This is a genomic window from Gemella sp. 27098_8_155 (assembly GCF_041433725.1).
Lineage (GTDB): Bacteria > Bacillota > Bacilli > Staphylococcales > Gemellaceae > Gemella > Gemella haemolysans_D.
On the sequence record NZ_JAPWCA010000025.1, the window covers coordinates 1 to 22,096 of the forward strand.

At 28.7% G+C, this 22,096-nt stretch carries 22 protein-coding genes; all 22 read right to left on the minus strand.

The features are described from left to right. Positions 1 to 21: 21 nt before the first annotated feature. Positions 22 to 2,187, minus strand: coding sequence for a hypothetical protein (locus tag O5Y44_RS08105; protein WP_316447654.1), 2,166 nt, complete (start codon positions 2,185 to 2,187; stop codon positions 22 to 24). A gap of 231 nt (positions 2,188 to 2,418) precedes the next feature. After that, positions 2,419 to 2,715: a DNA topoisomerase IV gene (locus O5Y44_RS08110; protein ID WP_271965918.1), complete on the minus strand. Its 297-nt coding sequence runs from the start codon at positions 2,713 to 2,715 to the stop codon at positions 2,419 to 2,421. A gap of 72 nt (positions 2,716 to 2,787) precedes the next feature. After that, entirely contained in the window at positions 2,788 to 4,050 is a 1,263-nt protein-coding gene (locus O5Y44_RS08115; RefSeq protein ID WP_271987097.1) for a competence/damage-inducible protein A, read from the minus strand. 156 nt (positions 4,051 to 4,206) lie between these two features. After that, complete coding sequence (locus tag O5Y44_RS08120; RefSeq protein ID WP_271987098.1) at positions 4,207 to 5,583, minus strand: polysaccharide deacetylase family protein; 1,377 nt, start codon at positions 5,581 to 5,583, stop codon at positions 4,207 to 4,209. A 223-nt stretch (positions 5,584 to 5,806) separates the two neighbouring features. Then, positions 5,807 to 7,267 (minus strand): DEAD/DEAH box helicase, encoded by a 1,461-nt coding sequence (locus tag O5Y44_RS08125; RefSeq protein ID WP_003147192.1) that lies wholly within the window; start codon positions 7,265 to 7,267, stop codon positions 5,807 to 5,809. Between the two features lie 338 nt (positions 7,268 to 7,605). Then, complete coding sequence (locus O5Y44_RS08130; RefSeq protein ID WP_271987099.1) at positions 7,606 to 8,544, minus strand: serine hydrolase; 939 nt, start codon at positions 8,542 to 8,544, stop codon at positions 7,606 to 7,608. A 188-nt stretch (positions 8,545 to 8,732) separates the two neighbouring features. Further along, the gene (locus O5Y44_RS08135; RefSeq protein WP_271987100.1) at positions 8,733 to 9,488 is read right to left on the minus strand and encodes a GNAT family N-acetyltransferase; all 756 of its coding nucleotides are present in this window, start codon (positions 9,486 to 9,488) and stop codon (positions 8,733 to 8,735) included. 35 nt (positions 9,489 to 9,523) lie between these two features. Then, a complete protein-coding gene (locus O5Y44_RS08140) occupies positions 9,524 to 10,693 on the minus strand; it encodes a tetratricopeptide repeat protein (protein WP_271987101.1) in 1,170 nt (389 codons plus the stop codon). After that, positions 10,694 to 11,641, minus strand: a complete 948-nt coding sequence (locus O5Y44_RS08145) for a polyprenyl synthetase family protein (protein ID WP_271987102.1) — start codon at positions 11,639 to 11,641, stop codon at positions 10,694 to 10,696. An 18-nt stretch (positions 11,642 to 11,659) separates the two neighbouring features. Continuing rightward, positions 11,660 to 12,046 carry a hypothetical protein gene (locus tag O5Y44_RS08150; protein ID WP_271987103.1) on the minus strand — a complete coding sequence of 129 codons (387 nt, stop codon included), beginning with the start codon at positions 12,044 to 12,046 and terminating at the stop codon, positions 11,660 to 11,662. 214 nt (positions 12,047 to 12,260) lie between these two features. Next, positions 12,261 to 12,530, minus strand: a complete 270-nt coding sequence (locus O5Y44_RS08155; protein WP_271987104.1) for a hypothetical protein — start codon at positions 12,528 to 12,530, stop codon at positions 12,261 to 12,263. Between the two features lie 28 nt (positions 12,531 to 12,558). Continuing rightward, on the minus strand, positions 12,559 to 13,029 hold the full coding sequence (locus O5Y44_RS08160) for a DUF4064 domain-containing protein (protein ID WP_271987105.1): 471 nt from the start codon (positions 13,027 to 13,029) through the stop codon (positions 12,559 to 12,561). A gap of 631 nt (positions 13,030 to 13,660) precedes the next feature. Further along, complete coding sequence (locus tag O5Y44_RS08165; RefSeq protein WP_271987106.1) at positions 13,661 to 14,890, minus strand: sensor histidine kinase; 1,230 nt, start codon at positions 14,888 to 14,890, stop codon at positions 13,661 to 13,663. Further along, the gene (locus O5Y44_RS08170; protein ID WP_003147203.1) at positions 14,883 to 15,560 is read right to left on the minus strand and encodes a response regulator transcription factor; all 678 of its coding nucleotides are present in this window, start codon (positions 15,558 to 15,560) and stop codon (positions 14,883 to 14,885) included. Before O5Y44_RS08170 ends, O5Y44_RS08165 begins: the two co-directional genes overlap by 8 nt. A 315-nt stretch (positions 15,561 to 15,875) precedes the next feature. Then, positions 15,876 to 16,019, minus strand: coding sequence for a methyltransferase (locus O5Y44_RS08175; protein ID WP_271965930.1), 144 nt, complete (start codon positions 16,017 to 16,019; stop codon positions 15,876 to 15,878). Positions 16,020 to 16,046: 27 nt separating this feature from the next. Then, a complete protein-coding gene (locus O5Y44_RS08180) occupies positions 16,047 to 16,628 on the minus strand; it encodes a methyltransferase domain-containing protein (RefSeq protein WP_048803269.1) in 582 nt (193 codons plus the stop codon). Positions 16,629 to 16,881: 253 nt separating this feature from the next. Continuing rightward, positions 16,882 to 17,967, minus strand: a complete 1,086-nt coding sequence (locus tag O5Y44_RS08185) for a GTP-binding protein (protein WP_271987107.1) — start codon at positions 17,965 to 17,967, stop codon at positions 16,882 to 16,884. A 28-nt stretch (positions 17,968 to 17,995) separates the two neighbouring features. Further along, positions 17,996 to 18,808, minus strand: coding sequence for an MIP/aquaporin family protein (locus O5Y44_RS08190; RefSeq protein ID WP_271987108.1), 813 nt, complete (start codon positions 18,806 to 18,808; stop codon positions 17,996 to 17,998). 392 nt (positions 18,809 to 19,200) lie between these two features. Next, positions 19,201 to 20,487, minus strand: a complete 1,287-nt coding sequence (locus tag O5Y44_RS08195; protein WP_371465927.1) for an IS1182 family transposase — start codon at positions 20,485 to 20,487, stop codon at positions 19,201 to 19,203. Positions 20,488 to 20,664: 177 nt separating this feature from the next. Continuing rightward, positions 20,665 to 20,949, minus strand: coding sequence for a TipC family immunity protein (locus tag O5Y44_RS08200; RefSeq protein WP_003147518.1), 285 nt, complete (start codon positions 20,947 to 20,949; stop codon positions 20,665 to 20,667). Between the two features lie 8 nt (positions 20,950 to 20,957). Beyond that, on the minus strand, positions 20,958 to 21,137 hold the full coding sequence (locus tag O5Y44_RS08205) for a hypothetical protein (protein WP_003147520.1): 180 nt from the start codon (positions 21,135 to 21,137) through the stop codon (positions 20,958 to 20,960). A 10-nt stretch (positions 21,138 to 21,147) separates the two neighbouring features. Next, the coding region (locus O5Y44_RS08210; protein ID WP_371465929.1) for a hypothetical protein at positions 21,148 to 22,096 on the minus strand (949 nt) is incomplete at its 5' end.

Sequence of the window (22,096 nt, forward strand, 5' to 3'; positions counted from 1 at the left end):
TTACGCTAAGCCTTATTTATATTACCTTAAATAATATAATGGTCCTAAGATTTTTCTAATATTTTCTGTTGATTCAAATTTTATATCTAATGCATCTTCAACAGTTTTTATCTTATTATTTTCTATCATCTCTTCAAGAGAAGATGGAACTACACTTAATTTAAATACAGGGGTAATTTTTAAATCTGAAGTAGGAACAATGTTATACAATTCGTTTTCTTCAATCTTCTGACCTGTAAATATTTCTCTAGTCCCTTTATCCATATTTACTTTTACAGTTTTATTAGCAATAAAGTGAGATAATGAGTAACCTGATCTAGGAATTACTAATATTTTATTATTTTTTGTAGCATCACCAATACTATTGAATTCATCAACACGTAAAATATTAGATGAATCTTTTGAAAAATTAATATTACCAGCGAAAGTATTCTCAAATTCTACATTAAATAACTTTCTGTAGACCGCATTAAATTCAATATCTTTTCCTTTTTCAGTTATAACTGCACCTAACTCATTAGTTTGAAGGAGTTTATTTTTAGATACTCTAATTTTCTCAGAATTTTCTCCAGCAATTAAATAATCACCATTCGCCTGCCAACCTAAAAATTCTTGATCCGTAACTCCTGTAGCCGTAGGTAAATTAGCCATACTATCTATTCTTGAACCAACTAGTACATCCTGACCATCTGATAAAAATTTATCTATTCCTCTTCCTACGAATTTGACATTAACCCATTCACTTTCTACTTTTTTAAAGTAAATTTCTAGAATAGTTTCAGAAGTAATGTATTCATCATCATTTATAACTTTTTTATTAGATCTAAATAGCACTTCGTATCCTGTGCTTGGTTTAATTTTTTTACGTAACTCAGATAATAATTCTCCAATTTTTTTTGTTTCAGGCCATTCTATATCTTTATCTCTAATACTCTCATCAACTTTACCAAAACGTTTATTATAATCATCTTGTCGTATTTTAAGAGTATTAACATTTTCTTTGTAATTAGCCTTAATAATAATACTATTATTAACCTTCTCCTCGGACAAGTCCTTTACATCTTTAATCTTAGAATTATCACTTGCATTATAAATAGAATAACTCTCTACATGATACTTCTCTTTACTAAAGAACTTTGTATCTATTTCACTTAATTTTTGACCAGTTAACAAAGTTACTTCTTTTTTTGAACTTCCATTATCTAATACTATCTTAGTATTATATTTAGCTTGGATTTTTATATTATTTCCTAATACTTGTGAATTCCCTAACTCTTTATCATCAAGATAGAAACCAGAAAATTCATACTTATCATCTTTGGGTTTAATTTCCTTGATATCATTTTCTTTAACAAAACTTGAAAAAGTTATTCCTTGTTTTATTAAATACTCTTTATTATCTTTTTTCAGCTCAGATGGATATTCCACAGTTACTTTGTTCCAGTAATCTTTATCTTGAGCTAATTTTACTTCGATTTTCTTAGCTAGATAAGGTAACTCAATGTTTTCCAAATTCGCCTCTTTTCCATCAATTAAGACAACAGCTTTCTTGTAACTATAATATTTATCAGGATTATAATACTGTTCGATCTCGTATGGATAAACAGCAATCTTATCTTCTTGAGGAGTATTTCTAAGTTCAATATTCCTATTTACTACTTCTTTGTTGCCTTCACTTACAACTAGATTAATGTTCTTCTTAGTAAAATATATTTTACTAGATTTTGAATATTCTAAATTCTTAATACTGCCATTATTGTCAATATCATAAGTCATTACATTCATTATTATTCTAGTATTCGGAGCAAAAAGTTTTAGTAAACTTTTATCAACTATTTTCCCAGTACCACTCTTTTTCAATGGTATTCTGAAAAGTTCATTTGGGATATTGTTACTGTCTAACGAGTAAAAAATTAAGAAATTATATGAATTTTTTTTATAGCTAAGTAATTCAGCATTGTATTCAAGTTCATCCATATTACTCTGAATAACACTATTTTTTATTACAGGAAGAGAATAATTTCTATTATTATTGAATATATCAAAATTAAATATATTTTCTCTAAAAACTGTATCCGTTACTGTTGTATTGTAATCTGTAAAATAATCTGCCTTAACGTTAGAATTACCAATAGTTGCTATCCCTAAACCTAGTAACATAGACACTATCAATTTACGATATTTCAATATTTCTCCTCCTTTCAATTGTGTACTAATACTTATTATATCACATTCTTTAATAACAATTATATAAAAAATTGTTTAAATAAACCTAAATACATTTATATTCAAATATAAATCATTCGCATTAGTTTAACTATTTAAAATTAACAAAATCTCTTTAAAAATATAATATCATAAAATTGACCCATAAGTGAAAAACACTTATAGGTCAACTTATTTTTTCAAAATGTTATATTAAGCTTCGCTTATATTTTCTAACATTATTTGATCATTAGATATACTAACTTCATCATATTCGTAGTCATCAGCAAAATCGTACGAATACTCCTTGTATAGGAACACCTCATTAGAGTAATCTAAAAATTCCTCTTCAGGAACAGAAAACTCTACTTCATTATAGCTTTCATCAGCATAATCTGATAAAATTTCATCTTCATAGTCTATTTCAGTATTGAAGTCCTGGGAATATTCATCATCTTGCCCATACCTGGGATCCGGGGACTCCAAACTAGATAAGTTCATTGTATACATAATCAATCTCCTTAAATATCTTTTTTTATTAATAATATTATACAAAATAGTCTAACATTTTACAAGCAAAAACTATAGTTTTTCCAAAATATTTTTTCTAATTTCTGCAAACGCTTCAACACTTGTTCTGTAGCGAATTAATTCTCTATCACCAGTGAAAAGTACCTCTTTCGCACTCACTTCTCCTTGAGAATAAATACCAATATATGCTAATCCAACAGGTTTTCCACTCTCATCACTATTAGGACCTGCAATTCCAGTAGTAGCAACTGCAAAATCTGCACCTAATCGGTTCGCTACTCCTAATGCCATCTCTTTAGCTACTTCCTCACTGACCGCACCGAACTTCTCTAAAGTCTCTTCATTTACTCCTAAAGTATTAATTTTTGATTTATTTGAATAACAAACTACACCTTCAAGAAATGATTCAGAAATTCCACTTTTTTCTACCAACATAGAAGAAATCTTTCCTCCTGTTAAAGACTCGGCTACTGATATAGTGAAATTATTTTCTATAAGAAGATTAGCAACCACATTATTCATTTCTGTTTGTGTTCCTGATATATCTTCATCTCCTACCAGATATATGTACTCCCCTACTCTTTTCTCAATCTCTTTCAATTGTTCGCTTATAAGTTGTTCACATTCATTCTTATCTTCACTGCTAGCTGTTATACGAAGTAGCACTTCTCCAGTTTTAGCATAAAGTGCTAACGTAGGATTTATTTGATTGTCCATTATATCTTTAATTTTAGTTTCTAATAAAGACTCTCCTATACCATAAAATCTTACGTATTTAGATATAAAATGCTTATTACTAAATTTCTCTAAATATGGTTTTACACTTTTCTCGAACATATCACGCATTTCTCGTGGTGGTCCAGGTAATAAAATTATTCTTTTATTATTTTCCTCAATTATTATACCTGGTGCAGTTCCACAAAAGTTTTCTAATACTATTGCTCCTTCAGGAATCATTGCTTGTTTCTTATTATTTTCTGTTATAATATTTCTTCCTGATCTCGTAAGTCTTTCTAATATTTTTACCCATGAATACTCGTGGAAATAAAAATCTCTACCAAAATATTCTGCTGCACATTCTTTTGTTATATCATCATCAGTAGGTCCTAAGCCACCAGTAATAATAACCGTATCATTTTCTAAAAATGCACTCTCTAATGTCTTAAGTAATCTCTCTCTATTATCTCCTACAGTTGTTTGTCGAAAAACTCCAAGCCCCAGAGCAGCAAGTTCTTTTGATAAATATGCTGTGTTTGTATTTACTATATCACCTAATAATAATTCAGTTCCAACTGACACTAATTCAACTCTCATAATATTCGCCTCTCAATATTTTCATTTTTTCTTTCAATTATATTCTACATCAAATTTATTAAAAAATAAATTATATAATCTCTTCATATTAATTTCTCAAAATAAACAGAGTTGATTATAAGAACTTTAAAATTCTTATAATCAACTCTTTAATTATTATTCTCTATTAGTATATGATTGATGTAGTTCTAATTGGTCTCCCATAAGTTCATCAACAGTTACCATTTCAAATCCTTGTTCAGTTAGATATTGTAATACCGATGGTAATGCATCAATTGATGTTTGATGAATATCATGCATTAAGATAATTGAACCAGGTTGGGCTTTTCTAACTTCTTTCATTATAGAAGCAGTATTACGGTTTTTCCAATCAAGAGTATCAATATCCCATAAAATAAATGATTGGTCTACAGCCGCCTGAATAGCACCATTAATCGCTCCATATGGAGGTCTCATAATATGAACATCTTGTCCACTTGCTTTTTTCAAAGCTTCTGTTGTATCATTAATTTGTTTCTTCGCTTTTTCTAAACCAATAGTTGTTAAAACAGGATGATCCCAAGAGTGATTTCCAAGTTGATGTCCTTCTGCAACTACTCGTTTAACAAGATCTTCATTACCTTCTATTGCATGACCTACCATAAAGAATGTACCTTTGGCATTATATTTTTTCAATAATTCTAATGCTACAGGAGTAGTCTGCGGATTTGGTCCATCATCGAATGTTAATGCTACAGCTTTTCTATCTCTTTTCTTAATATATTCTTTATATTTTTCTAAGTCTTCACCTTTTAGATAGCTCTCCGTTATATACTTGTGTAAGTTAGCCATAGGAACTTCTACTGAACTAACTTCTCCGACTTTAGGATCAATATTTATGTTAAATTTAGATTCACCATAAGTGAATTTCCAATCAGTCATATCTTGATCTCGAAGTTTAACAACAGCATCTTTTCCTTCTGCTTCAGATACTCCACGAACTTCTAATTGTTTTTGTATTTTAAATAAAAACTTTTTCTTGGCATCATCTGGAGAAGCAAATAAACTAGATAAAGTAAATGGTTTTCCTTCATTTGTTAAGAAAATACTAGATAAATTAGACTCTGTTGCCTCTTCTACCTTTTTATCAGAAATTTTATGAGTAACTTTCTCTACGCTTATTTCTGATACATTGGCAAAATTGCTATCTTTTTCTTTACTTCCATAGAAAACAATTTCTTTAATATCTTTGTTAAAATCTAGCTCCCCTTCAACTAATCCTTTTGTTTCCTCATCTAAACGAGATTTTATTTCATCTGCATTAGAAGAGTTTGAGTTTGGATAATAAACTTTTACAAATTTATCACCTAACCAACCAGTTTTTGAACTGCTATCTTTTGCGAAATCTGATTTATCAGCAGCTTCTACCGTATCTTTAACCTGCGATTTAAAATTGTACTCTTGCCATTTTTGGTAAGCAGGTTCACCGTAGAATAATAAGAATGTACAAATAGCTATAAATAAAATACCTAAAAAGACACCTAATTTCTTCATTATTCTTATTCCCTTCTTTAAATTATTTTCTTATCACATTTTAAAAGATATAGGGAATTAATCTCGTTATAAAGAGTTCACTATATCCTTCTAAACTAATAAAAATTATACATTACTATTATACCTTAAACTATAGAATTTCTCCAGCATATTCATTAAAAATTACATTAATAATTTTATATAACAAAAAGATATCAATCAACAGATTGACATCTTTTCCTTATTATTTGTTTTGCATTCTACGACCTTTTTTGTCGAAGAATTTCTTATCTGTTCCCCTACGTTCATTACGATTTTTCTTATCTCTATTATCTGAACGACGGCGTCTATCATTTCCTCTATTTGATCGTCTTCCACGTTCTTGTTTACGTGGTAATGGTTTTTCAAATGATAGTTCTACGTCAACATCTTTTTTATCATTAATTAATTTGCTTAGTAGAATAGTGATTACTTTTTCTGCATTTGTTTCAGCTAACAATTTATTAGCCAAGCTATTAAATTCAACATGGTTATTATCCATTTCTGAAACAACTTCATCAAATAATCTGTTATGGCGAGCTTTCTTCACTTCATCTTGTGAATAAGGACGTAACATTTTCATTCTTTCACCACGAGAATTCTCAATATCTTTCAGATAAGGCATCTCAACTGGATTTAAGAATGTAATTGCCACTCCAGACTTACCTGCTCGACCAGTTCTTCCAATTCTATGAGTATAACTTTCTACATCTTGTGGGATATCAAAGTTATATACATGAGTCACATCACTAATATCAATACCACGAGCTGCAACATCTGTTGCAACAAGAATTTGTAAAGAGTTATTTTTAAATTTACGTAATATTTCTAAACGTTTAGATTGTGTTATATCTCCATGTAATCCTTCAGCTAGGTATCCCTTAGCAATAAGTGCACTTGATAATTCATCAACACGACGCTTAGTTCTACCAAATACAATTGCCAAGTTAGGATTTTGAACATCTAAAAATCCAATTAGCGTCTCTAGTTTTTCATTTTCTCTAGCGATTGTGGCATATTCAGTAATATCTGGTTTTAAATCCTCATCACTGATAGTTTTTATTAGTTTATAATCTTTCATGAAATCTTTTGAAAGTTCCATAATTGTCTTAGGCATAGTCGCTGAGAATAATAATGTCTGATGTCTTGATGTTATTTTAGATAAAATAAATCTAACATCCTCTATGAATCCCATATTTAACATTTCATCGGCTTCGTCTAATACTAGATGTGTTAATGAATCTAATTTAATTGTTCTTCTATTAATATGATCGATAACACGACCTGGTGTTCCCACTATAATTTGAGGACGTTTTTTCAAGTCTTGAATTTGTCTTTCAATACTTGTTCCACCAAAAACAATGCTAACCTTTAATCCTTTTGCTCGTGACATAAGGCGAAGCTGTTCACCTACTTGTTGAGCTAATTCTCTAGTTGGGGCAAGGATTAATGACTGTAATTGATCACTCTTCCTTACTGTATCTACTAACGGTATTCCAAATGCACCTGTTTTTCCTGATCCTGTTTGTGCTTGTGCTAAAATATCAATTCCTGATAATACATATGGAATTGTTTCTGTTTGAATACCAGTTGGAGATATGAAATTCATGTTTCTTAGTGATTGAACCGTCTCTTGACTAACCCCTAATTCTTCAAATGTTGTCATTTAATTCTCCTTAATTTATCCAATTTTATATACTGTCTTATTTATATAACCTGTTAATTATAGCATGAAAATAAAAATTAATAAAGGGATAAGGGTAATCATAAAATTATACCAAAGGAGTAACTTAAAAAATAGGATTTTAAAAAAATAGATTTTTTGAGTCCGTCATTTAAGATTTATTAGATATCTAAACAGCTGGCATAAAGCGAATTTAGATAAGAATAAACCACTGATTTAATGTATTACTACATGAATTACTTTTATATTTATAACTTTCTAGTTAATCTCTTTAAAATTCAAAAAAAAGATTAGATAGTTTTTTCTACCTAATCCTTTTATTACATATTATTATTTGTGATTTCATCAATTTTCTTAGCGATATCTCTTATTGCTTGTTTTGAATTATTCAACTTATTAGTATAGATTAATAACATATAATCTTTATCACCAAATACTATAGCAGTTTCATGATAATTAGCCTCTATAGCCCCATACTTACTAGCAATTTTTTTATTCGGTATTCCATCTTTTATTACTTCTCCATCTTCAGAATCTTCTAAATACTTAATTAATTTTTGATACTTATCACGTTCTTTGTAAAGTTTTGTCCAAACAACTTCCATCATTGCCGGTGTTATTCGATTCTTTTGAGCTTCTTCCTGTGATAAATTCACACCCAAGCTATCAAAATATTTCACCAATAAATCAGCTGCAGTAGCACTATTTCCTACAAGCATGTTTGTAGCTGTATTATCTGAGTACTGTATCATATTTTGAATAACATAATCTAATTTATAGCTATTTTTCTTCTTATTATTAGTGATTTGTCCATTTCCTTCTGCTAAATGGTTCTCATTATAATATATATCAGCATCTTCTGATACTTCACCATTTCTTATGCGGTCATATATTCTCATTGCATACACTACTTTTATTGTACTTGCAGCTGTGAAGTATTTGTTTTCTTCTTGTCCATATCTATATCCTGTAGAAAAGTTCTTGTAGACAACTCCTATCTCATTGTCTCCCTTATATTGCTCTACTATGTTATCAAAAGCTTCATTAAGTTCTGTCTCACTAAGTTTCGTATTTTCAGATGTTGATTCTTCTTGTTGATTTTCTTTATTTTGTTCTTGTTGTTGAGCTAATTCTTGCTGCTTAGCCGCATCCTTCTTTGCCTTAAGATGTCCACCCGCAAAAAATACTCCATATACAACCAAAATAACAGCCATCGATTCTATAATAAACTTTAAAAATCTCTTAAATTTTCTCTTCACTTCAATAATCACATCCTTCTTCCGCATATTTTCTACGTTTCTTCTACTAGTTTACTACATATTAACTATTTTCTCAACAGGAAACATGGAACTTCAATATCCATAATAATATTTATAAAAAAGATACGACTCAAGTAATCTAATTTCGAGGAAATCATGATTTATGAGTCGCTCACTCTCTTTACTAATTATATTTTCGTTTTTAAATAAAAATCCTGTTCTGAAATTTTCGAAAATCCAATATTTTCATACATATACTTAGGTGTATCATTAGCATCAGCTACTAAAAGAACATTCTCCTTACGTTCACTGTTTATAGCATGAGTAATAATATGCTTAGCTATCCCAAGATTTCTATACTCAGGTGCTATATATAAATTATCTATTTCAAAGAAGTTACTCTTAACTATAATATTAGCTGAACCTATTATTTTTTCTCCGTCTTTAGCTACAAGTTGTTTGATATTTTCTGATCTAATATCTTCATACAATAATGTTTGATTGTGCTCAGCCCACTCTTCATTGCTAGCCTCTACATCTATTTTATACTGAAACTTCAAATATCTATTTAAATCAACTTTTTGAAGATATTCTACCTGAAATTCACTTAATTCTGGTTCTACGAAATCTTTGATATTTAAGTAATATAAAAGTAAATTAATTTCACTAAAGCTTTCTTTCTTTAAATATCTTTTAAGCTTCCAAGATAATTTTACATTTTCTAATGCAGCTAAATGAATAAAATTAACACCTTTATCTCTAAAAAAGTTCCTACAAGATGCAATATAGTATTCAAGTTCATCTATAGAAGTTGGTTCTTTTTTCATTAATAAGTAATTCCCACTAAAGTATAATTTTGACTTTAACGTTTGATAAATTACATAACTATCAGTTTCAACTACCGACTTAGCTCGAGTATATATATCTTTAAAACTAAAATCCATAACTAACACCTCCTATCTCTAACTATTTTTTCTTCTTAGTGATGATGACCATGTGGTCCATGATGTTGCTCGAAATGACTGATTATATCTCGTACTCTCGCACTTCCTGTTAAGTCATAAACATTTCTTAAAGTTTCTAAGTATGTTGGTTCATCATGTAAAACTTCAAAATAAGTAACAACTTCTTCCTCAACAAAATCAATATAATCCTCTTCTTCAGATAAAGCATTTAACGCAGCACCTAGAAGGATTGGATCATCTTTTATTAATGAGTTTTCATTATATAAGTCATAGATTTTTTCATACTCAAATAGTGATTTAAGAGCATTTATAGTGATAAATAGTGTTTGCTCAGAAATTCCTTGAGAAGACAATACTTCTTGCATAAGTGTACGAATGCTGTCATATTGTTGATCATCTTTATATAAAGAAATTAAATGTAAATATGCACTAATTGCCATACCTTGTAATTCAATATATTTCTCTAAATATTTCTTAGCTTCATCACCTTTAGACATATGTCCTAAATGTAAATATGCTTCAGTGAAATCAGGATCTAAAGCGATAGTTTTTAATAAGTGCATTTTTGATTTTTCTAAATTTTGAATTTGATTATAGGCAAAAGCTAATGAGAATAATATACTTGCGTCTTCATAACCTCTACCATTTTGGTTATAAAAATCTATAGCTTCTTCAAATAATCCCAATGCAAATAAATTGTCAAACGCTGTTTGGAAATTTTCTAAAGATGGTTCTTCGTAGAAAATTCTTTCACTTAGATTTTTTGCTTTATCTTCTCTACCAGTTGCTAAATAAATACCAACTAACTCTTTATCAATAGCACGAATTGCTTCATTAAAGTCTGTTCCAGCTCTTGCGGCTAAGAATTTATCCTCAGCAATTTCGTATAATTCATCTTCTAAATATATTAAACCTTCTTGATATAAAATTGATGGAGTTTTTGGTGAATTGTATAATACTACCAAAGCATCATCTTTTCTATCTAAGTATAATAAATTGTGAACATAACCCTCGATAGCTGTATCATCTTCTCTATTTTGTTCGTAAATAACTTTAGATAGTTCTAAACACTCATCAAATAATCCATAATCTAAAAGTATTGTACGAAATTCTTCTTGTTGTTCTCTATCTAGTGCAGTAAAATCAATATCTTTTAATTCTTCTAAAAATTGTTGTAAATCCATTTAATTATCTCTCCTTGCTAACTTATTCATTATAAAAGTTAATTCATTTTTAACTGAAATTTCTATTTTATCTATACTATTTTGTGCTTTTAGCAAATATCGTTTACTTATATCAAGAGTCTCTGATAAAATTTTCTCATTATTTCTTATATAATCAATAATTTCCATTTTCTCTTCAAAACTCGTTTCATTAGTGAAGCTATTAAATAGTTCAGGTTTTTCTTCTCTTGCTAGCAATGCTGGTAATGTGATATTCCCATTCATTAAATCCTGACCAACTTCTTTACCAAGATTCTCAGCCCCACCAGCAAAATCTAAATAATCATCAATAATCTGATAACTCATTCCTAAATAATAACCATACGAAAATGCACTTTTGATATTTTCATCAGAAGCTTTAGAAACAATACTACCTGTAACACAAGCAAATGCAATTAAAATAGCTGTTTTTCTTTTAATTTTCTTTAAGTAATCTATTCGTCTAGTTTTAATATTATATAGACCATCAGCCTGAATAAGCTCACCGATGCAAAGTTCCTTAAGAGTCACAGCTAAATAACTATGAATTCTGTCATCATTAAACTTCGCAACTTCTTTTAAAACTATCGCAAATAAATAATCACCTACATATAGAGCAAACTCATTAGTATACTCTTTATTCATTGTAATACTACCACGTCTCGTATCGGCATTATCAATGATATCATCATGAATAAGACTTGCAGTATGAATTATTTCAACTATACTAGCCATTCGAATTATATCTTTTCTATTCAATTCAAAATTTCCTAATTTAGCACATATAAGTAAAAGAAGGACTCTTACCCTCTTTCCACCATTTAAAAAATATCTTTTAATAATCTCATTTAATCTATCATCATCACATTTTGTGATATCTAAGATATCTTCTAAAACATCATGTACCAACGTATCATACTGTTTTAACATTCTATTCTCCATCAATTTTTATATAAAGACTACAGTTTTACTATCAATTTCCTGAAATTCAACACCGTAAAAATCAAACCACGTCTTTATTATACTTAAATAAAATTCTTCCTCACTCATCCTTTTAGTAACCAGTTGAAAATAGCCAACTTTCATAGTATCGGTTAAAATACTTAACTTATCCAAATCATCTTTTAATATACTATAATACTCAAAACTATAATAATCCCCAAGTAATATCAATTTTGATTCGATATGATCATAATTAGCTTTATGATTATATATTGAACTTAACGCACAAAAAATAGCAGTATTGTATTTTTCATTATTAAAATTATATTTTTCTATAAAAGGAATAATATTTAATTTTTCTATTAATCTCTCATTATAATTATATTTTATCATAATAAATCCTTCATTATTTGTCTTTATAAATTATACCACAATATCCCAATTTATTGAAATTTGATAGTCTAAATTTCAGATGAAAAATTTAATATTTTAGTTATCTACTAAAATATTAAAAAATAAGAGTAACTTTAAAGGCATGATTAAAGTAGTACTACCATAAAGTTACTCTGAAATTTATTAATTTTTAAAACTAAAATATTATGACTATCTATATCTTTTCAACAATTAAATCTGTATCATTGTTTTTTAATATTTTTATTGTATTTAATTCATTAATTAAAATTAAAAACATCACAAACGTAACAATTACTTTTGTATAGATATTATCTATTTTATCAATAATCATGCCTAAAAACACATAACAAAGCATGCTATTAATCCAATTAGATCTTTTCATATACTCCGAGTTTTTAAAGTTTATATAGAAACTATATAAAACTATAAACAATTGGCAAAACAATAAAATATTACTTACCATAGATATTCTCCTAAATTTTAATTTATCCTTACAGATTATTAACTGTTTCTTGATATTCCTCTGGTCTTTCTTTTCTTACAAATAGCATAATCGCTACGATAAAGTAGAATAGATATACTGGAATTAATAACCCTACTGTTCCAATAGCTATTACTATTGCTAATAATAAGAAAAGTATTCCAGATAAAATACGTTTTTTCATTAAGAACGTCGCTAATAACGCAACAACAACTAATACGATTAACAGAACTGAATACATTTTTAAACCTTGAATTGTGTAATCAATTATTTGTTCAGCTGATAAGTTAACCCCATTTAAGTTAGCCCCATTAGGATTTTTTTCTAGTTCTGACTTAAATATATTTAAAAATTCCTGGTTATCTTTTATAACTGAAATTTTAAAGAATGACCCATACGCTAAAACTCCCGTTAATACTATTAAGATAATATTAGCAATCCATGCTAAAACTTTTTCTACTGTCCTTTTGAATGGTTTCATAATAAACCCCTCCTCCTATAAAATTAAAGGATTTCCCTTTTACTAATTATAACATAAAACGTTCTCATAATATATAACAAATTACCTGAATTAGCAAATTTTATACCTGAAATGATGTTCTTAAAATTTAGCTAATTAATATTTAATTTATCCTCTTTTTAATTTTCAACTTCACTATTATTAAGATATTTTTTATAAAATAATATATGGCACAGAGATACAAAAATAAATAAACCAAATAAATATAATATCTCCCTTGTAATTTGATAATCATCAATCGTTAGCATAGTGATAATTAAAAGGGTTATTACCTCAACACAATAAAAAATTACTGCTATAATTCTCTGAATTCTATTCAAGTTTTTCAGTGTTATTTTCACATTTTCAACACTCCCTACTAGAAAATCAAAAAAATACATCAAACATAGTTTCTTCTCCTTTTATGTTCACCTATAAAATCTGATACCTTTTTAACCTTATAAATCTTCAATATATTTTTATTTATTATTTAGATTATAGCATTATTATTTTACAATTACAAATTTTTCTATAATATTTTATCATGTAATTACAATTCACTTCAAAACAAAAATAATCTCCCAAACCAATAAGTTTGGAAGATTAACTTTAATTAATATCTTTCATCAAGTGTAAAACGCACTTCTATTTTGAAGATTCCATCTTCTGGTGCATACGCTCGAATTGTTTCTTTGTGTTTTTCCGCAATAAGTTGTGCCATAGATAAACCTATACCATATCCTTTTATTGCACTATTTCTTGATTCATCTAAACGATAGAAACGCTCAAACACTTTACTTAAATCACCTTTTTGAACTGTTGCTTTATTAGAAACTTTCAAAATAGCATATTTTCTATTTTTCTTAAGGCTTACTGATATACTGCTATCTTCTGGTGCATATTTAATAGCATTTTCTAACAGTATATCCATCAATTGTACTATTGAAGCTTCTTCACCAAAATAATATAAATCAGGATCTATATCCGTAACAATATTTTTTTTCTGGAAGTTTGCTAATTCATTAAAATCTTCTATTCTTGATTCCAATGCATTCGTCAGATCAAATCTTGTTCTTTCAACTGTATCTTTTTCTTCCATTCGGCTAAATACAACTAAACTGTTAACTAAACTAGTAAGACGGTCTACTTGATTATGTATGTTCTGCGTCCATTTTGAATCACCATTCATCATCTCTAATACATCAGCATTAGAACTAATAATAGCCAACGGTGTTTTCAGCTCGTGACTCGCTCCTGTTATGAATTGTTTTTGTTTTATGTAAGTTTCTTGAATTGGTGCTATCACTCTTTTAGAGATTAACACAATTAAAACAAATACTGATGCTATAACTCCAATAGAAATTAATAAACTATTTTTTTCAAATGAATGTTGCGAATCTAATTCACGTTGGCAATTTAAGAATAGTATTAAGCTTCCTACGTTTGTTTCAGCTTTTAAGAATCTATAGCTACCAATAAATCCACTAGTTTTTCCTTCCTTTAATGCTTCAATAACCTTACTCTGCAAAGCATCTTGATTAGGTATTAAAGTGTCATCACGATATGTTTTAATTATTCTTCCAGAATCATCAACCTTAGCAATAGAAAAACCATTATAATCTGTTGTACTAGATGAATTTTTTGTAATTATTAGATCATCTCCATCTTCAGCAAAAATTTTAATTAATGCTTGTGATTTTGAAGCATCTAATAGTGTTGTGTCTATTCTTTCTTCTAATTTATAATAATTTATAAAGTTTAACGCAATAGCCAAAATAGCTATTACTACAGCTACACTCCCAACAGCTGTTGTAATAAATTTTCTTCTAAGACTCTTAAACATCAATCATCTCCAAAGTATAACCAACATTTCTAGTAGCTTTAATATGGATATTTGCATCTAATGCTTTTAATTTTTTTCTTAGATATGAAATATTAACCCAAACTACGTTAATTTCAGACTCACTATCATATCCCCAAATTCTTTCTAAAAATTGTTCAGTTTGAATCACATTCCCTGGATTTCTCATCAACATTTCCATCATTTGATATTCTTTATTTGATAATCTTACTTTATCTTTTTCTGTTGCTAATTCAAATGTGTATTTACTTAAGCTAACATTCCCTAATTCTAATACATTACTAGTAAATGTCGCTTGTCTTCTTGTCATTGAACGAACTCTCGCTAATAGCTCCTTAGTTACAAATGGTTTTGTTAAATAATCATCTGCACCACTGTCTAGTCCATACACCTTATCTTCAATCTCTGATTTTGCTGTAAGTAATAAAACTGGTGTACTTTTTTTATTCTCTCTTAATTTTTTTACTACTGTTACCCCATCCATTTGTGGCATCATAACATCAAGAATAGCTCCATCATAATCATCCAACATAAGATAATCTAATGCATCTTGTCCGTTATTTACTACGTCGACTGAGTAATTGTTGTGTTTTAACATTGCTTCAAGAGCATCTGCTAAGTCTCTTTCGTCTTCGGCTAATAATAACCTCATAGTTTCCCACTCCTAACTATATTTTTATGTTATAGATAATTTAATTCAAATATATTATATAAAAACTAACTAAAATCTAGTTTAAACAATTATTTAACTTTAAAATATATATATCAATTCATTTTCAATAAATAAATCTATTTTATTCTTTTGCATTTGTATTTAAATCTAAATCATAACATATCAAATATTTATTGTTTTTATAATTTTTTTATAATAATGTGTATTTTATACACTTATTCGATTATATTTTACTCCATTTTGACTAGTCGTGTCAAAAAAATTGACTAACGCTTTCCTCGTTAGCCAACAAAATTATTTTCTTCCAATAAGCAGTCCACTTTGTATGTAATCTTTCATACCTTTTCCATATCCCCATTTTTCTGCATACTCATCTGTTACATCAGAATTTATGATTTGGAATTTCGTGAATCCCGCTTTTTTAATAATATCAGCCATCTCTTCTTCCAGAAGAGCACCCGCCACTCAAGTGCAGTGCATCTGTTGGGAATTTTTCCACTCTAATGGTAATTCCTTTTTCAAGATAATATCTGATATTACAAACATACCATCTTCTTTTAAAATACGATATATTTCATCATATACTTTTTGTTTATCGGGCTCTAAATTTATAACACAGTTACTAATAACTCTATCAACCGATTGGTCTTCTAATGGAATATTTATTAGTTCTCCTTTAATAAATTCAACATTATCAAACTTCTTGTTATCTCTAACCTTTTTCGCTTTTTCTAACATTGAATCTAATCTATCTAAACCATATAGCGTTCCTACTTTTGGATTTTTCATCTTTGTAATGAAAATATCCATTCCAGCTCCACATCCTAAATCAATTAAAGACTGACCTTCTTTTATTTTTAAGTGATTAATTGGATTTCCACAAGACAACCCCATGTTTATTTCATCAGGAAATTCATTTATTATTTTTTCATCATATCCTAATGATTTACTTAGTTGTTTTGGATCAATTTTTGTCTTTTGTTTATTTTTAGAAATATTATCATAAAAGTTATCAACCGATAATCTTATTTTGATATTATTATTCATTTTATCACCATCCCTTTATATTAAATAGTTAGGAGTGACTCAAAAATCGCGATTTCGCAGAAATCGATTTTGTCGAGTCACCCCCGCAAAGTTTATTAGATATCTAAAAAGCTTCTATAAAGCGAATTTAGATATCAATAAACCACTGCGTCTATGAGTAATCATATACGCTTTTTTAAAATCTAGGACTTTTGAATTAGTTCCAACCTTTTATCATATTCATTCTATCATAGAAGTTTATTTTTTTCTATAATTAAAGTTTAACTATTTCTCTATATCTAAATGTTGGATTTGGACGTCCAGGGATTAAAGCATTTAAAGTTTCTTCTTTATATCCTACTACGTTAAATACACGTTCAACTTCTTCTTTTACGATCTCAACTAGTTTATCTGGATGAACTTCTACACGTGCATTAACTGTAAGGAATACTTTGTCACTAGTATTATCTAATTTACGTAGTGTTGCAGTTTCTTTCTTACCTACAATATTACCTACTAAACCTTCTTCTTTACCTTGTAGAAGGAATTTCACGTGACCTACATTTAGATTTAATGAATCAAATCTTTCTCCTAAGTTAGCTAAAAATGCAGTAGCTAATGTTTCAAATGATTCTTCTTTTTCAATAGCATAAGTTCCATTTAACCATCCGAATAGTGCCTCTCCATCAGCATACGTATCGTAATCCACTTCTACAATTCTTCTTCCTACTTCTTTTTCACTGTTGATAATGTAATCGAACCACTCATCTAAACCTTCTCCAGTTTTAACACTTGCAGTTAGAACATTTCCGTTATTAAATTCTTTTTTAGTTTTTTCTACTAAATCTGCTAATTCTTCTTCTGATAATAATTCAACTTTATTAATTAAGATAATATCCGCTTCTTCAAATTGTTTATAAATAATATAATCTCCAGGATTTGAATGATCTTTTAATACTGCTTTTAAGCGAGTTGGATCCGCTAAAGCTGTAAGTTGTTTTAAATTAACTTGTTCTTTGTATTTTTCTTTTAAAGGTTGCATAATAGTCGCTGATAAGTCAGTACAACTTCCTACTGGTTCTGCTAAAATAATATCACTGTTATTTGCTTCTTGTAGGTGAGCAATTGCATTAGCAAATCCACCAAAGTTACAACAGAAACAACTTCCACTTACTTCTTCAACGATGTCATTGTTTGTTTCTAAAAATGAAGTATCAACTAATTCACTTGCTTGGTCGTTTGTAATTAATCCTACTTTACGTCCTTTTTCATTTAAACGTTTCGCAACTTCCCATAGAAGACTCGTCTTACCTGCTCCTAGAAATCCACCTACTAAAATTAAATCTGTTTTGTTTGTCATAATTCTTTTCTCCTCTAACCTTATTATATTATTTATTTAATTCATTTTGTCTTTTTAATGCTGGTTCTAACACTTTAGTAAACAAATACCCAGCTAATACTCCACCAACTATTGGTCCAAGTATATAAACCCAGAAGAAGCCACCGCTAGCGTCTGGAAATGCTGCTGATCCCCATCCGAATGCCCACGCTACTAAACGAGGTGCGAAATCACGTGTTGGATTCATACCAGCTTGAGTAATTGTCGCTAGTAAACATAGTAACGATCCAACAGTTAAACCTATTTGTACAGGAGCCATATTATCATTTGGTCTTCCTACATTAGCCCCTTCTGTAAATAAGAATATAATTAAAACTAATAAAAAAGTTCCTAGTGTTTCCGCAGCAAATGCCAATGGCATAGAAATGTTATAGCCACCTGGTTGATTATAATACTCTCCGAACATTTTCGCTGTAGCAACTGATTCAAATGTTCCGCGTACTATGTTCTTTTTAGCTTCAAACTGCGCTATCGATGAGCTATAAATTCCATACATTACTAGTGATCCTAGTAATGCTCCAATAAATTGTCCTGCGATATACGTTGGTAATCTTTTAGCACTCATTCTACCTGTAAGGACCATTGCTACTGACACCGCTGGATTAAAATGTGCATTACTTAAATTTCTAGTCATATATATACCAAAAGTTACCGCAAATGCCCATAACATACCAATTTGGAACAGACTTTGATGTGCATCATATAATACCGCTGCTGCTACTGAACCTGTCCCAAAAAGAACTAATATAAATGAACCAATAACTTCCCCCAAGAAGTCATTTTTTAATGAATATTTCTCCATGAATATCCCCCTAATGTATTTCTATAAACATATTATATCAGAATTAAAACTATATTTTAATAATTATTTTTCTACTTCACAATGTATATACATCTTAAATTCCAACTTTTATTTTATATTTTATATATTCTAAAACATAAAATAAATACAATAATATTAGTTTATTATTATTAAATCTGTAAACCAATAGGCTATCTATTAATTTTTCTTACAAAATATTATTATATATTTTATGAGATTTTTATAGCATAAAAAAATAAGCCCTAATTAGGACTTATTTTTTACAGATTGTTGACAAAACGACCAAAATATCAATGAACATATTGATGTTTTGGTCGTTTTTCAAAAAAAATAAGCCTTATGACTAAAGCATCAGTAGTATTAAGAGATGATTATACCTCTCTTAGTGCTATTGTTTTCATATTTTGAACGCAACAAGACAACCAAGCGTACGACTGTACTTTGGCTTTACCTCTATATTGTGCATATCTGTATCCATGATTTTGTTTTGAATCTGCAAAGCTACGTTCTATTGTTTCTTTTCTTCTCTTATACAATAGTTTTCCTTCTTTTGATATACGTCTTAATCTAGCTTCATCATAATAATCCGCATTTATATGGCGTCTTACTATTTTCTTCTCGTTTTTATCATCACTTTTATATTGTTTATATCCAGTTCTATCTATATTTCTGTATCTAAATATTTCTCCTGTTCGTTTATCCACATATATATCTTTTTCTGGTAAATATTTGAAATATTTTTTATCTTTTGATTTTGAGAATCTTCTATATCCTATTACTGAAAATATATTTTTTTTATCTAACTGTTTTAGTATGTCTAGAGAATAATATCCGCTATCTAACGCAACTTTTCCTGGTGTTAATCCGAAATTTTTTTCTATCTGATTTAATCTATCTATATATGGACCACTATCATGAACGTTTCCTGGAGTTATGTGACAATCCATGATTATATTATTTTTCCCATCTACTGTTCTATGGTCTAAATACATAAAACCTTCTTCTTTATGATCTCTGTGATAATAACCGCTATCCGGATCAGTTGTGTTAACTCGTTGTCTTTTTAGTTCTTCTTTTTCTTTATATTCAAAAGGCTTTTTTCCTATTTTTTCTCTCTCTTCGTTTATTTCTTTTTCTAAATCTAATTTTCTTTTTTTTATTTTTGTAGTTACTTCAACTTTGAATTTCTTTTTATTTGCGTTAGCTTTTATATGTGTTGAATCAGTAAAAAACTCAGTGCCTCCAACTAATTTTTTATCAATTGCTTGGTTCACTATATTTATAAATATTTGTTCGAATACATCAGTTCCTTGGAATCGTCGAATATAGTTTTGTGAAAATGTAGAGTAGTGTGGAACTGGTTTAGAAAATGGTATCCCTAAAAACCATCTAAATGCAGCATCTATTTCTATTCTTTTTATTGTTTCTCTCATTGATTTTATTCCATAGAAATCTTTTAAAAACACTAATTTGAATAATACTACAGGGTCTAAACAATTTCTACCTGATGTGTGGCTATAGTATTCTTCTGTCAAATCATAAATAAATTTAAAATCAATAGCTTTATCTACTTTTCTTAAAAAATGATCTTTAGGTACTATTTCTGATAATGTCATTAGTATTATTTCATCTTTGATATTTTCTACTTTATTAAACATACTAAAACCTCCTTTGTATACTTATATTATACCATTTTAAGGATTTTATTTCAGTTAAAAAACAGGCTGTTGACCTATTTGTCAACAGCCTGAAAAAGTGTCTGAAAATATATTTTCAGACACTTTTTATATGCTATAATTTTCGTTAATATTATAACAAAGGAGAGCCTGTTAGTATTACTTTTTTTCATTATTAAAAGATATAAGAGAAAATTCAATTTTCATATCATTCTTAGTATCTTTATAATATAGTTCTGCTATATCTAATCCTATTTCATCTCTTGGCATCGGCTCTATTTGGGGCATATTATATAATGCTGTTGCCGGTATAAAATTATAGTATGAATTATACATTTCTTCAAATGCATTTCTATTGTTTATTTTATAATATCCATAGAAGCTTCCTATTAAAACTACTATTGTTATTATAAATATTTTCCATTTTTTACTTAGCTGTTTCATGAAAGCACCTACTTTTCATTATAGTAATCTTGTATGTCATTTTTATTATCTTCTAAACTTTTTATAAAGTTATAGGTTGGATGATGATTTTCTTTTATGTAATTTATATTACTTGGTACTCTTGCTATCCTTTTCCCCTCTACATCTACATATTTTTCACTAAGTTGATTGTAAATTTTATTTTTCATTTTTCAAGATCTATATTTTTTTAAATTCTTCTGCTCGATTGAGGATACCATTTTCAAGATTGTTGTAATATTCATTACTTACATTTATAAAATCAAGGTTTCTTTTTTTCATTATATTTATTATATTGACCGCATCTAAATCAGCCTTATAATCATCATTCCCTATACTTGGCTTAGTATCGGCTACATCTGTTGTATCACCTAACCACCCTGACATGTCATTTGTATTTTCATGTCCTCCACGCAAATCTGCAAGACGTGATTTTCCATACAGATGCGTAGCCATTGTAATATATTGATGAGAAAAGTCTGTTTTACCTTTAAACGCATCTATCTGTTTATTCCACAATTTTTCAAACTCATCCTCTGTTATTTCACGTCCTAATACCGTTTCCATAGTTTTTTTATATTGTGGAAGTAGTTCTTTTTGTATAGTATTATAGTAGCCATAATTTTCATGCTGTATTCTAACTTTATATTTTAAATATACGTATTCGCTTTCGGTTAGTTTGAAATTTATTGTCATTTGTTCCTTTATATCTAGATCTTTATACATTTGACCAGCTGTATTATTCCACATAAACCGTTTCAATAAACCGTTATCCTCATGACCATAACTCAACCCACCAAGTAATCTCGTAAACACATAGTCTTTTCTATCTTTTCTTATTTTAGGATTATTATAAATATTTCTTTTAAGCTTTACAATTATTCTTGCTGCTTTATCGTCAAAACCATATTGAACTTTTAAGGTCTCCTTATAGTCAAGCTCATCTTGGGTATAATCTCTTTCTTGCCATTTACCTTCTATTATATCCGTCCACTCCATCTCTTCTCTACTTGGTATTGAGAACGTTTTTGAAAAAGGACTCCATCTTTTTTCTGCTATTGCCATTCTTTGTTCAACTACATTCTCTAAAGCTTCTATGATTTTCCAAGTGTTATCCCCCCTATTAGAA